Origin of the sequence: Komagataeibacter xylinus (genome assembly GCF_004302915.1) — a bacterium.
In the GTDB taxonomy this organism is placed as follows: domain Bacteria; phylum Pseudomonadota; class Alphaproteobacteria; order Acetobacterales; family Acetobacteraceae; genus Komagataeibacter; species Komagataeibacter xylinus_C.
Window position 1 is genome coordinate 236,976 of record NZ_QQBI01000001.1, and the last position, 14,364, is coordinate 251,339.

General features: G+C 67.6%; 13 protein-coding genes. 3 read left to right on the forward strand and 10 right to left on the reverse strand.

Annotation, left to right across the window (positions count from 1 at the left end):
• The first annotated feature begins 63 nt into the window (after window positions 1–63).
• A complete protein-coding gene (locus DV027_RS01090; protein ID WP_130730122.1) occupies window positions 64–2,532 on the forward strand; it encodes a helicase-related protein in 2,469 nt (822 codons plus the stop codon).
• Window positions 2,533–2,629: 97 nt separating this feature from the next.
• Here the strand turns inward: DV027_RS01090 and serS are convergent, their stop codons facing one another.
• From serS to DV027_RS01130, 8 genes are all read right to left on the reverse strand, one after another.
• Complete coding sequence (gene serS / locus DV027_RS01095) at window positions 2,630–3,895, reverse strand: serine--tRNA ligase (RefSeq protein WP_130730123.1); 1,266 nt, start codon at window positions 3,893–3,895, stop codon at window positions 2,630–2,632.
• On the reverse strand, window positions 3,895–4,704 hold the full coding sequence (gene tatC / locus DV027_RS01100; protein WP_207303390.1) for a twin-arginine translocase subunit TatC: 810 nt from the start codon (window positions 4,702–4,704) through the stop codon (window positions 3,895–3,897). The genes serS and tatC overlap by 1 nt, the downstream gene beginning before the upstream one ends.
• A gap of 7 nt (window positions 4,705–4,711) precedes the next feature.
• Window positions 4,712–5,275, reverse strand: a complete 564-nt coding sequence (gene tatB / locus DV027_RS01105; protein WP_130730124.1) for a Sec-independent protein translocase protein TatB — start codon at window positions 5,273–5,275, stop codon at window positions 4,712–4,714.
• A 79-nt stretch (window positions 5,276–5,354) separates the two neighbouring features.
• Window positions 5,355–6,056 carry an SMC-Scp complex subunit ScpB gene (gene scpB, locus DV027_RS01110; RefSeq protein WP_242621673.1) on the reverse strand — a complete coding sequence of 234 codons (702 nt, stop codon included), beginning with the start codon at window positions 6,054–6,056 and terminating at the stop codon, window positions 5,355–5,357.
• The gene (locus DV027_RS01115) at window positions 6,056–6,916 is read right to left on the reverse strand and encodes a segregation and condensation protein A (RefSeq protein ID WP_408884439.1); all 861 of its coding nucleotides are present in this window, start codon (window positions 6,914–6,916) and stop codon (window positions 6,056–6,058) included. Before DV027_RS01115 ends, scpB begins: the two co-directional genes overlap by 1 nt.
• A 9-nt stretch (window positions 6,917–6,925) precedes the next feature.
• Window positions 6,926–7,897, reverse strand: coding sequence for an SPOR domain-containing protein (locus DV027_RS01120; RefSeq protein WP_130730125.1), 972 nt, complete (start codon window positions 7,895–7,897; stop codon window positions 6,926–6,928).
• Window positions 7,894–9,699 (reverse strand): arginine--tRNA ligase, encoded by a 1,806-nt coding sequence (argS, locus tag DV027_RS01125; protein ID WP_130730126.1) that lies wholly within the window; start codon window positions 9,697–9,699, stop codon window positions 7,894–7,896. The genes DV027_RS01120 and argS overlap by 4 nt, the downstream gene beginning before the upstream one ends.
• 111 nt (window positions 9,700–9,810) lie before the next feature.
• Window positions 9,811–10,317 (reverse strand): deoxyguanosinetriphosphate triphosphohydrolase family protein, encoded by a 507-nt coding sequence (locus tag DV027_RS01130; RefSeq protein ID WP_242621674.1) that lies wholly within the window; start codon window positions 10,315–10,317, stop codon window positions 9,811–9,813.
• Between the two features lie 167 nt (window positions 10,318–10,484).
• On the opposite strand from DV027_RS01130, the gene DV027_RS01135 reads away from it, so the two are divergent.
• Window positions 10,485–10,850, forward strand: a complete 366-nt coding sequence (locus DV027_RS01135) for a HesB/IscA family protein (protein ID WP_130730128.1) — start codon at window positions 10,485–10,487, stop codon at window positions 10,848–10,850.
• Entirely contained in the window at window positions 10,847–11,632 is a 786-nt protein-coding gene (locus tag DV027_RS01140) for an exodeoxyribonuclease III (protein ID WP_130730129.1), read from the forward strand. Before DV027_RS01135 ends, DV027_RS01140 begins: the two co-directional genes overlap by 4 nt.
• Here the strand turns inward: DV027_RS01140 and DV027_RS01145 are convergent.
• Together DV027_RS01145 and aspS are read right to left on the reverse strand one after the other, a co-directional pair.
• On the reverse strand, window positions 11,607–12,497 hold the full coding sequence (locus tag DV027_RS01145; protein WP_242621675.1) for an EipB family protein: 891 nt from the start codon (window positions 12,495–12,497) through the stop codon (window positions 11,607–11,609). The two genes, DV027_RS01140 and DV027_RS01145, sit on opposite strands and share 26 nt — an antisense overlap.
• 5 nt (window positions 12,498–12,502) lie before the next feature.
• Window positions 12,503–14,299: an aspartate--tRNA ligase gene (gene aspS, locus DV027_RS01150; RefSeq protein WP_130730130.1), complete on the reverse strand. Its 1,797-nt coding sequence runs from the start codon at window positions 14,297–14,299 to the stop codon at window positions 12,503–12,505.
• Window positions 14,300–14,364 lie beyond the last annotated feature (65 nt).

Genomic DNA, 14,364 nt, shown 5'->3' on the forward strand with positions numbered 1-14,364 from the left:
TTCCCATGCCGATGCAAGCCGGAGTCCATTGTCCCCGCCGCATGGATGACGCACATAGGAAGCATGAGTTCAGAATTTTCCGATCGCGACGCGCCCACCGCAGCCCCTGCCGCGCTGGCGCTTGATGCGGCCATCGCCGCCACCGGCCTGCATGTTGAAACCCGCGAGCGCCCCAAGCTCGAGCGCGTGATCGCCCGCAAGCTGGCCCCCGGCGCCGACCGGGTGGATGACGCCACCTTCCGCGCAGCATTGTGCACCGTGCGCCGCAAGCCGTGGGGCTCGCGCCTGATGGACCTGACCCGCCGGGCAGGCCAGGTCTGGGTCACCCGCGCGGATACGGAGGCTGCCGCCAGAACGGTCGAGACCCCCGAACCCGATGACGCCACCCTGCTCGCAGCCCTCAGCCCCGTGCTGCACGAAAAACTGCGCGCCCAGGGCGAGACCCCGCAAATGGCGGTGGAGAACATCCGCTCCGACCTGTTTGATGGCACCGGGCGCATGCTCTCGCCCGGTGAACTGCACACCCTGGCCCTGGCCGTGGCCGATGCGTTCGCCCTGCCCGACCCGGCCGCCTTTGCCGCAGGCCTCGATGCGGCGGAAAGCAGCCGCAAGGACCGCGATGCCCGCATAGAAGACACCGCACGGACCCGTCGGCGCGAGGAAGTGCAGCGCCTGCGCGATTGGGAAAAGAGCCTCGTGCCCTTCAGCGATGTGCCCGGCCTGCTGCGCTGCTCGCAGCGCGAGGCCCTGCGCTGGATTGCGGAAAACCGCCTGCCCGTCGCCCGCCGCGTGCCGCAGGCGGGCGGGCAGGAACGCTGGGAGTTCGACCCCACCGAACTCATGGCCCTACGCCAGAACCTGCCTGAGTGGCGGCGCGAAGGGCCGGAAAGCGATAAACGCGCCCCCCTCGCCCCCGACCTTGGCAACAGGCGCGTGGGCAATGCCGTGATTGCGCAGGTGGCCGCCCTTGACCGCTACGCAGCCCACTTCCGCACCGCGCGCGCGCTCAACCGGCGCATCACGCTGGTGACCGGGCCAACCAATAGCGGCAAGTCGCACACCGCGCTTGATGCGCTGGCGCGGGCCGAAAGCGGGCTGGCACTGGCCCCACTGCGGCTGCTGGCCCATGAGTTCCGCGAGTCGCTGACCGCGCGCGGCGTGCCGACATCGCTCGCCACGGGCGAGGAACGCATCGACGTGCCCGGCAGCCGCCATCTTGCCGCCACCGTGGAGATGTGCCCGCTGAACAACCCTGTCGATGTCGCCATCATCGACGAGGCCCAGATGCTCACCGACCCCGACCGGGGCGCTGCGTGGACGGCGGCCATCATGGGCGCCCCCGCGCGGCACCTGTTCATTCTTGGCGCACCGGACTGCATCCCCATGGTCCGGCGCATTGCCGAACTGTGCGGCGACCCGGTGGATGAAATCCGCCTTGAGCGCAAAAGCCCGCTGGTCGCCGCCGAGCGCGCGGTCAGCCTGCCTGAATTGCAGAAGCATGATGCGTTGATCGCCTTCTCGCGCCGCGAGGTGCTCGACCTGCGCGCCCTGCTGCTGGCCCACGGCAAGCGGGTGGCGGTGGTGTATGGCGCGCTCAGCCCCGAGGTGCGCCGGGCGGAGGCGCAGCGCTTCAATAATGGCGATGCCGACATCCTGATCGCGACCGACGCCATCGGCATGGGGCTCAACCTGACCATCCGCCGCGTGGTGTTTGCAGCCCTGCGCAAATATGACGGCAACCAGACCCGCGACCTCAACCCGCAGGAGGTCAAGCAGATCGGTGGCCGCGCCGGGCGCTTTGGCAAGCATGAGCAGGGAATCGTGGCCGTGCTGGAGGGCGTGGGCAGCCCGTCCTTCATCCACGCCATGCTGGCAGCGCCCCCCCAGCCGATCGAGGACATGCGCCCGCAGGTGCAGCCCGATGCCGATATCGTGCAGGCCGTCGCTGCCGAGATCGGGTCCGACAGCCTGTTCGGCGTGCTGGTGCGCATCCGCCGTGCGGTGCTGCGGCGCGATGACCCCAATTACCGGCTGGCCAACATGGAGCAGGCCTTCGCCATCGCCACAGCGCTCGAAGGCGTGCCGGATCTGACACTGGCCCAGCGCTGGGTCTATGCCATGTGCCCGGTTGATGACCGTGACAACGGCATCCAGCGCCTCGTGCACTGGGCGGCGGACCACGCCGCGGGCAACAGCGTGCCGCCACCGGGCACGGGCCGCCTGCCGCCTGCCGAACGCGCCGAGCGCACGGAACTTGAACGCGCCGAAAAGCGCCACAAGCGGCTGGTGGCATGGCGGTGGCTGGCCCTGCGCTTCCCCGAGGCCTACGTCAACCGCGAGGACGCGGAGGAAACCACCGCACGGCTCAATGACTGGATCGAGGACGTGCTGCGCCAGCAGAGCGTGCGCGCGCGGGCCACGTCCGCCTCCCCCTTCCGCCCCGACAGCCGCGCCAACCCACCGGGCCGCAGGGGAGCCAACCGCGATGGCGGGCCACCCAAGGGCAAACGCCCGCACCGCAAGAGGCGGTAAGCAGAACAGAAGTTTTTGGTGAAGCTTTCTTCAAAAAGCTTCAGAAGAACGCCGCCTTTTTGAAAAAAGGCGGCCCCCGGAAACTTCTATCCTGTTTTTAACGGATGACTTCAATTCCGCCCATATAGGGTCGCAGCACCTCAGGCACGGTGATGCTGCCATCCTCGTTCTGGTAGTTTTCCATTACCGCGATCAGGGTGCGGCCCACGGCGAGGCCGGACCCGTTGAGCGTGTGCACGAAGGCAGGCTTGCCATCGGCCGCGCGGTAGCGGGCATTCATGCGCCGGGCCTGGAAGTCGCGCGTGGTGGAGCATGACGAGATCTCGCGCCATGCCTTCTGGCCGGGCAGCCAGGCTTCAAGGTCGAAAGTTTTTGCCGCGCCAAAGCCTGTGTCACCCGCGCACAGCAGCAGGCGGCGATAGGGAATGCCCAGCTTCTCCAGCACCATCTCCGCGCAGCGGGTCATGCGCTCGTGCTCGGCGTCACTCTCCTCGGGCGTGGTGATGCTGACCATCTCCACCTTCTGGAACTGGTGCTGGCGCAGCATGCCGCGCGTATCGCGCCCCGCCGCCCCCGCCTCGCTGCGAAAGCACGAGGAAAGGGCCACCAGACGACGCGGCAGCACATTGGCGGGCAGGATCTGGCCCGAGACGCTGGCCGTCAGCGGCACCTCGGCGGTGGGGATGAGCCAGCGGCCATCTTCGGTGCGGAAGGACTGGTCCGCGAATTTGGGCAGCTTGTCGGTGCCGTACATGGCCTCATTATTGACCAGCACCGGCACGGCGGTTTCCTCATAGCCGTTATCGGTGGTGTGCAGGTCGAGCATGAACTGGCCAAGGGCACGCTCCATGCGGGCCAGTGCGCCGCGCAGCACCACGAAGCGCGCGCCCGACAGGCGCGAGGCGGTCTCGAAATCCATCAGGCCCAGCGCTTCGCCAAGCTCGAAATGCTCGCGCGGGGTAAAGCTGAATTCGCGCACCACGCCGTTGCGGTGCACTTCCACATTGGCACTTTCATCCGCCCCATCGGGCACGGAGGCGTCAAGCTGGTTGGGCAGGCGCTCGAGCGTGCCGCGGATCTGGCCATCGAGCTCGGCAACGCGGGTCTGGAGTTCTTCCATCCGGGCCTTGCCGTGGGCCACGCGCTCTTCCAGCGCCGAGGTATCCGCGCCGGATTTGCGCAGGCCCCCGATTTCCTTGGAGATCTTCTTGCGGCTGGCCTGAAGCTCCTGCAGTTCGGTCTCGGCGGCGCGGCGCTCCGTGTCCAGCAGCAGCACGCCATCGGCCACGGCGGGCGCCCCGCGCCGTTTCAGGGCGGCGTCAAAGCCTGCGGGGTCGGCGCGTAGGGCACGCAGGTCGTGCATCAGGGGGTCTCCTCGGTTTCTTCAGGCAGTCTGCGCGGCTCGACAAGGCGGGCGCAGAAAATGGAAATTTCGTACAGCCCGATCAGCGGCACGGCCAGGCCGGTCTGGGTAATGACATCGGGCGGGGTCAGGATGGCGGCGGCCACGAACGCGCCCACATAGGCGTAGCGCCGCACCTTCGCCAGTCCCTTTGACGTGACCAGCCCCACGCGGGCCATCAGCGTCAGCACCACCGGCAGCTCGAACGCCATGCCGAACGCCAGGATCAGCTTCATGACCAGCGACAGGTATTCCGACACCTTGGCCTGGAGTTCGATCTGCAGCCCGTCCTGCCCGTCCGCCGTCTGGAACGACAGGAAGAACTTCCACGCGGCGGGGAAGATGAAGTAGTAGGCCAGCGCCGCACCCATGGCGAACATGATGGGCGTTGCGACAAGGAAGGGTGCGAAAGCCCGCTTCTCGCTCTTGTACAGGCCGGGTGCGATGAAGATCCATGCCTGCACCGCCACCATGGGAAACGACAGGCAGGCCGCGCCAAAAAAGGCGACCTTCATGTAGGTGAAGAAGGCCTCGTACAGCGCGGTATAGATCAGGTGCGGCTGCTCGCCCTTCTGGCGCATGATGTCGCCAAGCGGCTTGGCGAGGAAGAAATAGATCTGCTCGGAATAGTAGTAGCAGACCGCAAAGCACGCCACGAACGACACCATCGACCACAGCAGCCTGCGCCGCAGTTCAACAAGGTGTTCGAGCAGCGGCATGGGCTGGTCATCAATGGCGTCCGGGTTGGGGTTTTCGTCTTGGGCGTCCATCGTGTTCCTATTCCTGCCCTGCATGGGTCACGCCAACGCGCTGGCCATTATGAATGACCCGCACCGGCGGCAGGAAGGCGGGGGGGGTAAGGCGCGGCAGTTCGGCGGCGATGCGCCGGGCGGTGCGCGGCGGCAGGAAATCGGGCGCATCGGGTGCGTCAACCTCCGCAGGGCCGGCATCCACAAGCGGGGGGATGTAATGGCGCGAGGGGATGGCCTGTTCGGGCAGCGATGATGCAGCAGGCATTGCCGCAGTTGCCGACATGGCGGACTGCGCGGCCTCATGCGTATCATCAAGCGAGCGGCGCAGCGCGCCATCCCCGTCAATCGCGTTCATGATCTTGTCGCGCACGTTCATGCGCTTGAGCTTGCCAAGCTGGTCGCGGGCCTCGGTCAGGTCGGCCTCGCGCACCATTTCATCCACATGCGACTGGAACTCGGTGGCGAGCCCGCGGGCCTTCTTGATCAGCCCGGTTACGGTGCGGATGGCGACGGGCATGTCCTTCGGCCCGATCAGCAGCAGGCCCACCACCCCGATCAGGGCAAATTCAGACCATGCGAAATCGAACATCAGCCGTTCCTTCCCTACCGCGCCCGCTCCCTGCGGCCCGCGCAAGACCGTACACCATCATCCTGCCCCCGCACACCTATCACGCCCCGGGCGCGTCAGGAACCTCATCCGGCGCATCATCCCTGCCCTCCGCCACGGGCAGGCCATCGGGCGGTTCGGGCGCAGGAGCTGCATCGGGCACATCCACCAGCAGCTCCTCGCGCCGGGGCAGGTCGCCCAGGTCCTTGAGGCCAAAATGGCGCAGGAAGCCGTTTGACGTGCCCCACAGGATCGGCCGCCCCGGCACTTCCTTGCGGCCCAGCGGCATGATGAGCTCGGCCTCGAGCAGGGTGTCGAGCACCTGCTGGCTCAGGCTCACGCCGCGAATGTCCTCGATCTCGGCACGCGTGCAGGGCTGGTGATAGGCGATGATGGCCAGCGTTTCCATGGTCGAGCGCGCCAGCCTGCGCGGGCGCGGCATGACGCGGGTCAGGCGCGGGGCAAGGTCAGGAGCGGTGCGGAACTGCCAGCCCCCCGCCACCTCCACAAGTTCCACCCCGCGCCCGGCATACTGCGCGCCAAGGGCGGCCAGCGTTGCCGCCACATAGGCATCGCGGTCGGCGGTATCATGCGGGATGCCGCCCTGCGCGCCGAGCACCTCGGCAATGGCGCGGGTACTGAGTGGGTCGGCCCGGGCGAAGATCAGCGCCTCGACAAGGCGGAGCGAAAAGTCCCGCACCGTAATGTCTTCCACCGCCCCTGGCGCGGGCGCAATGAGGTCAGGCTGCTCGGGGTCGTTCATCAGGTCCTCTCCCCTTCAGGTTGCATTGGGGCGGCGGGGTCTTGCCCCATCCGCTCACGCAGCAGGATGCGGCCAAACTGTTCCGCCTGCCGCAGTTCGATCGTGCCATTGCGCGCCATCTCCAGGCTGGCCAGCAGCGTGCCCGCCACGGCGGCCCTCCGGCCGGTCTCGGCCTGGGGGCCGGCACTGTCCGCCGCCGTGGCGGGGGGCAGGAAGGCCTCAAGCCCACACCAGCCCGCGGGCATGAGCGTGCCCAGCATGCGCCGCAGCCGCGCCAGCGCGTCCTGCACGGTCCAGAACCGTGGCGGGCGCGGCTGGTAGGTGGCCTTGCGCGCGCGCCGCCGCATGGCCGCCATGTAACCGCGCATGAGCTGCGGCACATCCACCGCCAGCCCCGAGCGGTCGATGGCCACGAGGCTTTCGGGCTGCCCGCGTTCAAACACCTCATGGCCAAGCTGGTCGCGCGCGCCAAGCCACCGCCCAAGCTGCATCATGCGCTCAAGCTCGAGCAGGCGCTCGTGCAGGAGGGCTGCCGCATCCTCGGCATCGGTGTCCGCGCCATCATCCTCGGGCAGCAGCAGGCGCGACTTGAGCCATGCAAGCCATGCCGCCATGACCAGCCAGTCCGCCGCCTGCTCCAGCCGCACGGCGGGAATGGCGCGGACCACCGCCAGGAACTGCTCGACAAGCTGCAGGATGGAAATGCGCCACAGATCCACCTTCTGCGCCCGGGCGAGTTCAAGCAGCAGGTCCATCGGCCCGTCAAACCCGTCAAGATGCACGATGGGCGAGGTCGGCTGCCCTTCAGCCATGGGGGCGGGCGTGCCAGCCGCCCACCCTGCCTCCTCTGGCTGGGTCATGGAATGCGCTCAGGAATGGACCGGTTCGCACGGCAGGCTTTTGGCCTTGACCTTCTCGCACACCGATGCGGCCTGCGCCTTGCTCAGCCCCTTGATGCGCAGGCGGTAGAACGTCTTGCCGCCCCGCTCCGCCTTGATGACGGCAGGCTGGTAGGAACCGAACACGCCGGGGTAACGGCTGAGCAGCTGGCTCCAGCTCTTGAGTGCCGCCTCCTGCGAATCAAGGGCGGCCAGCTGCACGCCGTAGGCGCCACTGCCCTCATTGAGCGCGCGCGGCACCGGCGGCGGCAGGGTGGCGGGCGATTCCTCGGCCTGCCTTGCCGGTTCCGCGGGCTTCTGGGCGGGCTCCTGCGGGGCAGGGCCGGACGGGGCGGGCGTTTCAGCCGGAGCCGGGGCAGTGGCAGGCGGCGGGGAAGCATTGCCGCCATCAGCGCTGTCGCTACCCGGTGGCGGGGCATACTGCCGGGCCATGGCATCGGGCTGGGGCTGCTCGGGCGGGGGCGAGAGACGCATCACGCCACCATCGGCGGCCATGCCATCGCCCGCGCCCAGAATCTGCATGCCCCCCGGATCGGCGGGCTTGACGCGCACCGGCCCCGGCGGGGGGCCGAGCACCGCGATGCCGCCTTCATGATGGCCAAACAGTGACCAGCCGCCAATCGCGATGACCAGAATGCCGCCAAGCCCCGCCGCGCCATAGACCAGCTTGCGCGTGAGCGGGTCATCGCCCAGCAGGCTGCTGCCGGCAAAGCGCGCCAGCAGGGCCCTGAAATCGGTGCCGCCCCTGCCGCCACGGGGGGGCGTGGCACGCGGGCCGATGTCATCGGCTGGCTCCATGGGCGCGCGCGCGTTCAGGTCGGGATTGGAATCCGTGCCCATGCGCTCGCGCGCGGTCGGGCGCTCGGCATAGGGATCGGGTGCGGCGGGGTTGTTCCGAAGATCATCGGGACCACCATTACGCGGCGTATCGTCAGGACTCATCGCATCTCCTCGACCGGCTGCACGCCGAGCACGTTCAGGCCCGAACGCAGCACGGTTGCCGTCGCCTCGACAAGGGCAAGTTTCGTACGGGTTGCGGCCACGTCATCTTCCTGCACGAAGCGCAGGGTCGTGTCATCCTTGCCCCGGTTCCACAATGCATGGAAATCGGAGGCCAGTTCATTGAGATAGAACGCAATGCGGTGCGGCTCATGCGCGCTTGCGGCCGACTCGACCATGCGCGGCCACTGCGCCATGCGCTGCAAAAGCGCCAGTTCCGCATCCGAGCCCAGCCCCGACAGGTCGGCGGTAGCAAGTTCGGCAGGCGTGAGGCCGCCGGGCAGTTTGCCCGCATTGGCAAGGCCTGCCGCCGCCCGCAGCACCGAGCAGCAGCGCGCATGGGCGTACTGCACGTAGAACACCGGGTTGTCGCGGCTCTGGGCCACAACCTGGTCGAGGTCGAATTCCATCTGCGCATCGGCCTTGCGGGTGAGCATGGTAAAGCGCACCGCGTCACGCCCCACCTCGTCAATCAGGTCGCGCAGGGTCACGAACGTGCCCGCGCGCTTGGACATGCGCACCGGCTGGCCATCGCGCACGATGCGCACGATCTGGCACAAAAGCACGTCAAGCACCGGGCGGCCATCGGTGGCCAGCGCCGCAACAGCAGCCTTCATGCGCGTGACGTAGCCGCCATGATCCGCGCCCCATACATCGACCAGCACGTCAGCGCCCCGGCGGATCTTATCGGCATGGTAGCCGATATCGTTGGCGAAATAGGTGTTCGAGCCATCGGACTTGCGCAGGGGGCGATCGACATCATCGCCAAATTCGGTCGAGCGGAACAGGGTCTGGGGGCGGGCTTCCCAGTCATCGGGCAGCTTGCCCTTGGGGGGGGCGAGCACGCCTTCGTAGATCAGGCCCTTTTCCTCAAGCTTTTTGATGGCGCGGTCGGTCTCGCCATCAGCCAGGATCTTCGCCTCGCTGGTGAACACGTCATGATGCACGCCAAGGGCGGCCAGATCCTCGCGGATCATGCCCATCATGGTATCGACCGCCTCTTTCTTCACGGTCTCGAGCCACAGGGCGGGGTCGGCGGGCTTCAGGCCGGGGGCGGCGAGGCTTTCGCCATGTTTGCGGGCCAGCGCCTCGCCCACGGGCACCAGATAGTCGCCGCCGTACTGGATGGCGCCGCCGGGCACCACGGCTGCGAATTCCTCCTGTGTCATGGTGGTGTGCAGCGCCTGCAGGTAGCGCCAGTACGTGGCCCAGGCCAGCGCGATCACCTGCGCGCCCGCATCGTTGATGTAATATTCCTTGGTGACTTCATAACCCGCCTTGGCCAGCAGGTTGGCCAGCACGTCACCCACCACGGCGCCACGGCAATGGCCCACATGCATCGGCCCCGTGGGGTTGGCCGAGACATATTCCACATTCACCTTCACGCCCCGGCCCGCGCTGCTCGTGCCGTAGGCCTCGCCCGTGCGCAGCACGTCACGCGCCACGGCCTGCCACACGGCGGGGGCAAGGCGCATGTTGACAAAGCCCGGGCCCGCTACCTCGGCCTGCGCAATGCCGGGCACGGAGGCCAGCGCCGTGACCAGTTCACCCGCGATCTCGGCGGGGCGGCGGCGGGCCGCCTTGGAGATGACCAGCGCCGCATTGGTGGCCAGGTCGCCATGGGCGGGGTCGCGGGTGGGCGTGACCTCGACGCGCTCAAGGGCTGCTGGGGGCAGGTCGGGCATGATGGTGCGCAGCGCATCGCGCACATGGGTGAGGTAACGGGCGAACAGACTGTCTGACATGCGGCTTGGTTTCCCAACAGATAACGGTAACAGGCCCGGTGGCCCGGCATGGTATGGCCCGCCGGCATCGCGCAAAAGCGGTGGCAGGCGGATGATCGTGCTGCGCGTGTTTCACCCCGGCGGGGACAGGTCCGTCAACCGTCGATATGCCTCCATCGCGCAGCGATCGGTCATCCCGGCACTATAATCGGCCACCACCCGGCACGCACCAGCCATATCACCCCCCGCGCGGGCGGCAGGGGCAGGCGCGCTGGTGACATCGGGCAGCGGGGTCATGTCGCTGCCGGGGATGGCAAGGATCGATTCGACCCTAAGCCGCGCCTTGCGCGCCATGCGGTTGACACGCCAGTGGCGGTACGGCCGGGCATACAGGAAATGGCGGATGGCCGGGCTGCTGGCCACCACGGGGCGGGCGGCATGGCGGATGCCATCGGCGCAGCACGCCGCCATACGGCCAAGGTCGGACCGCGCTGCGCCGATCTGGTCCATGGCCAGCGTGTTGATGACGTGGCGGATCGCCTCGTGGCGCAGGCATGGGCCGGCATTGCCGGCATCATGCGCGGGGGCGGCCGCACGGGCGGCGGGTGGGCGCACCAGCCACGGGGTGGAGCCTGCCACGGACCGTAGCGGTCTGGACAGCATAGGGTGCAGTGCTCATATAGGATCAGGACCAAGCCATGGATGAAACGGTAAAAGCCATACCGCCGTGCATCCATAACCCGCCCGCAGCCCGCAGCCAACATGAAGTGGCCCCGGCCTGCGGGCACAGATCATGGTGAAACCCGATGTCCACGCCCCCTTCCCCCCCGGCCGAGATGTTCCGCGTATCGGATTCGGCAGCACAGCGCCTGCGTGAGATCCTTGATGAACAGCCCCCCACCCCAACGGGCGAACCGGCGCTGCGGGTGGCGGTCGAGGCGGGGGGCTGCAACGGCTTTCAGTATAAATTCGCGCTCGAGCCTGAAACCCGGCCCGATGATATCGTCATTGCCGCAGGCACCGCCCGCGTGCTCGTTGACCCCGCCAGCATGGACCTGCTGAGCGGTGCCGTGCTCGATTTTGATGACAGCCTGATGGGCGCGCATTTCACCGTGCGCAACCCGCATGCGGCCTCCTCGTGCGGGTGTGGCACCAGCTTCTCGGTGGAATGATGAAATTCGTTACCTGGAACGTCAATTCCATCCGCCAGCGCCTCGACCATGTGCTTGACTACCTCGCCCGCGAGCAGCCCGACGTGCTGGCCCTGCAGGAGATCAAGTGCGCCACCGAGATCTTCCCCGCCGATGCGTTCAGGGCGGCAGGCTATGACAGCATCGTGGTGGGGCAGAAAAGCTATAACGGCGTGGCCATCCTCACGCGCCTGCCCCACGAGGTCACCCACACCGCCCTGCCCGGCTGGGAAACCGACCCGCCGCAGGCCCGCTATGTGGAAATTCGCGCAGGCGGGCTGATCTTTGGCAATCTGTACCTGCCCAACGGCAATTCAGGCGGCAGTGCGGGCTACGATTCCAAGCTTGCCTTCATGGATGCCCTTGCGCTGCACGCCCACGCCATGCTCGCGGCCGGGCAGGACTTCGTGCTGCTGGGTGACTACAATGTCTGCCCCACCGATGAGGACTGCGCGCCCGGCGCGCTTGCGCCGGATGATGCGCTGGTGCGCCCGGCCACCCGTGCGGCCTTCCGCCGCCTGCTGTGGCTGGGCCTGACCGATGCGCTGCGCGCGCTGCACCCGGCGGGGCGGTTCTATACGTTCTGGGATTACCAGGCCGCCGCCTGGCAGCGTGACAGCGGGCTGCGCATCGACCATGCCCTGCTCTCGCCCCGCGTGGCCGAACGGCTGCTGACCGCCCTGCCCGCGCGCGATGAACGCGGCAAGGCCCAGCCATCGGACCACGTGCCGCTGGCCGTTACAGTGGCTGGTGCTGCGGGCTGAGCGGGGCTGATGCCGGGCAGTGGTCGGGCACCGGCAGCAGCCGGAACTCGCGCAACGTGCCCGCCAGCCGGAACTGCCCGAAATCAAGGTCAAGCCGGTCGGCCACGCCGTTGGTGAAATAGCGCATGCCCTGCTCGAATATCGGCCCCATGTCGCGCGTGGTGGGGTTGTAGTAGGCAATATGCACTCGCTGCGCCCCAAGGGGGGCGAGGGCTGCAAAAGGCGTTGCCACCGGCGGCACCTCGCGCGCAAGCAGCAGCACATAGGTGTTCAGCGCCCCGGTCTCGACCGTGCCATCGAACAGGGGCGGCGCGATTTCGGTCCGGCCCGCCTGCCCTGCCGCAATCACGCTGGTGGTGTGCGCCACGGGGAACAGCGTGCCCGCGGGCAGCGCCACGTCATGCACGCTGGGCGCGGTATAATGCACCCTGCCGCCTGAGGGCCTCATATGGGCCTCGCCCGCTATGCGCGGGCTGGACTGGCCGTTTTCGCTCTGGTCGGCGCGGAAGATGAGGGATGAGCCATCCTTGTCCTCCAGCACCGCGTAATCGGAATCGCTGTCGTGTTCATCACCACCCCGGCCCACGGTGCGCACATGCAACTGCTGCTGGGTGGACCAGGCCGTGCACATGTCAGACAGCACGAAGGTCAGCCTGCCCTCCGCCGTCACCACATCGCCATTCCCCACGGCGGAAAGGGCAAGGTCATACACCGCCCGGTGCGCGGCCATGCCCGCAGGCGGGGCGGCCAGCGCCTGGCCGTGCCACAGCCCCACCGCCACCATGCCCGCCATCATGCCGCGATGAAACGCTCGCCGCACCCTGATGCGGCGCGCCGTGAGGGAGGGGTCCATCACGGCGTGCATGGCGCTCAGTCCTTCTTCTGGCCGGGCTTGGGGCGCGGCAGGTCGAGGGCAAGCGAGAGTTCCTTGAGCCGCTGCGGCTCGACGGGGGCGGGTGCGCCCATCATCAGGTCCTCGCCCTGCTGGTTGAGCGGGAACAGGATGACTTCGCGGATGTTCGGCTCATCGGCCAGCAGCATCACGATGCGGTCCACGCCCGGCGCCGAGCCACCATGCGGCGGCGCGCCATAGCGGAAGGCGTTGAGCATGCCGCCAAAGCGGGCCTCGACCTCGCTGGCCGGGTAGCCCGCGATCTCGAACGCGCGGATCATCACATCGGGCTGGTGGTTACGGATCGCGCCTGACGAGAGTTCGATGCCGTTGCACACGATATCGTACTGATAGGCCTTGATGGTCAGCGGGTCCTGGTTGAGCAGCGCGTCCATGCCACCCTGCGGCATGGAGAACGGATTGTGCGAGAAGTCGATCTCGCCCGTTTCCTCATTGCGCTCGTACATCGGGAAATCCGTGATCCAGCAGAAGCGGAAGGCGTTCTGTTCGATCAGGTCGAGTTCGGTCGCAACGCGGGTGCGCACGGCGCCCGAGAACTTGACCATCTCATCGCCCTTGCCCGCAACGAAGAACACGGCATCGCCTGCCTTCAGCCCCGTCTTGGCGCGGATGGCCTCGATGCGTTCGGCCTCGAGGTTCTTGGCGATCGGGCCCTTGCCGCCCTCTTCAGCGAAGATGATGTAGCCCAGCCCGCCAGCACCCGATTCACGCGCCCAGTTATTGAGCTTGTCAAAGAACGCACGCGGGCGGTCGCCCGCGCCGGGGGCGGGGATGGCGCGGATCTGGCCGCCATCGGCGGCGATGCGGGCAAACAGGCCAAAGCCGGAACCGGCAAACGCCTCGGTCACATCCGAGAGCCTGAGCGGGTTGCGCAGGTCGGGCTTGTCGCTGCCATAGACTTCCATGGCCGTGGCGTAGGGAATGCGCTCGAACGGGCCCTTGCTCACGATACGGCCACCGCCGAACTCACGGAACACGCCTTCCATCACCGGCTCGAGGGTGGCGAACACATCTTCCTGTGTGGCGAACGCCATCTCGAAATCGAGCTGGTAGAACTCACCGGGCGAGCGGTCGGCACGCGCCGCTTCATCACGGAAGCAGGGCGCGATCTGGAAATAGCGGTCAAACCCCGCCACCATGGCCAGCTGCTTGAACTGCTGCGGGGCCTGCGGCAGGGCGTAGAACTTGCCCGGATGCATGCGCGCAGGCACGAGGAAGTCGCGCGCGCCCTCGGGCGAGGAGGCGGTCAGGATGGGGGTCTGGAACTCGACAAAGCCAAGGTCCGTCATGCGCTTGCGCAGGCTCGCGATCACCTGCGCGCGCAGCATGATGTTGCGGTGCACCTTCTCGCGCCGCAGGTCGATGTAGCGGTAGGTCAGGCGCAGGTCTTCGGGGTAGTGCTCGTTGCCCGCCACCTGCAGCGGCAGCACGTCGGCGCTGGACTGGACCTCGATCTCTTTCGCGCGCAGCTCGATCTCGCCCGTGGGCAGGTTGGGGTTCTTGGTGGCGCCATCGCGCAGCACCACCTCGCCCGTCACGGTCAGCACGCTTTCCACGCGCACGCGCTCGGCGGTTTCCAGCACGGGGGAGCCCGCGGGGATCACGATCTGCGTCATGCCGAAATGGTCGCGCAGGTCAATGAACAGCAGGCCGCCATGGTCGCGCTTGGAGTGTACCCATCCGGAAAGGCGGGCCGTCTGCCCGGCATCGGCAGCCCGCAGGGCCGCGCAGCTATGGGTACGATAGGGATGCATGCTCTTGTCCTGATTCTACCAGATTTGGGGGGCACGGCCACAAGGGGCCGCACCCGGTTGCAGGC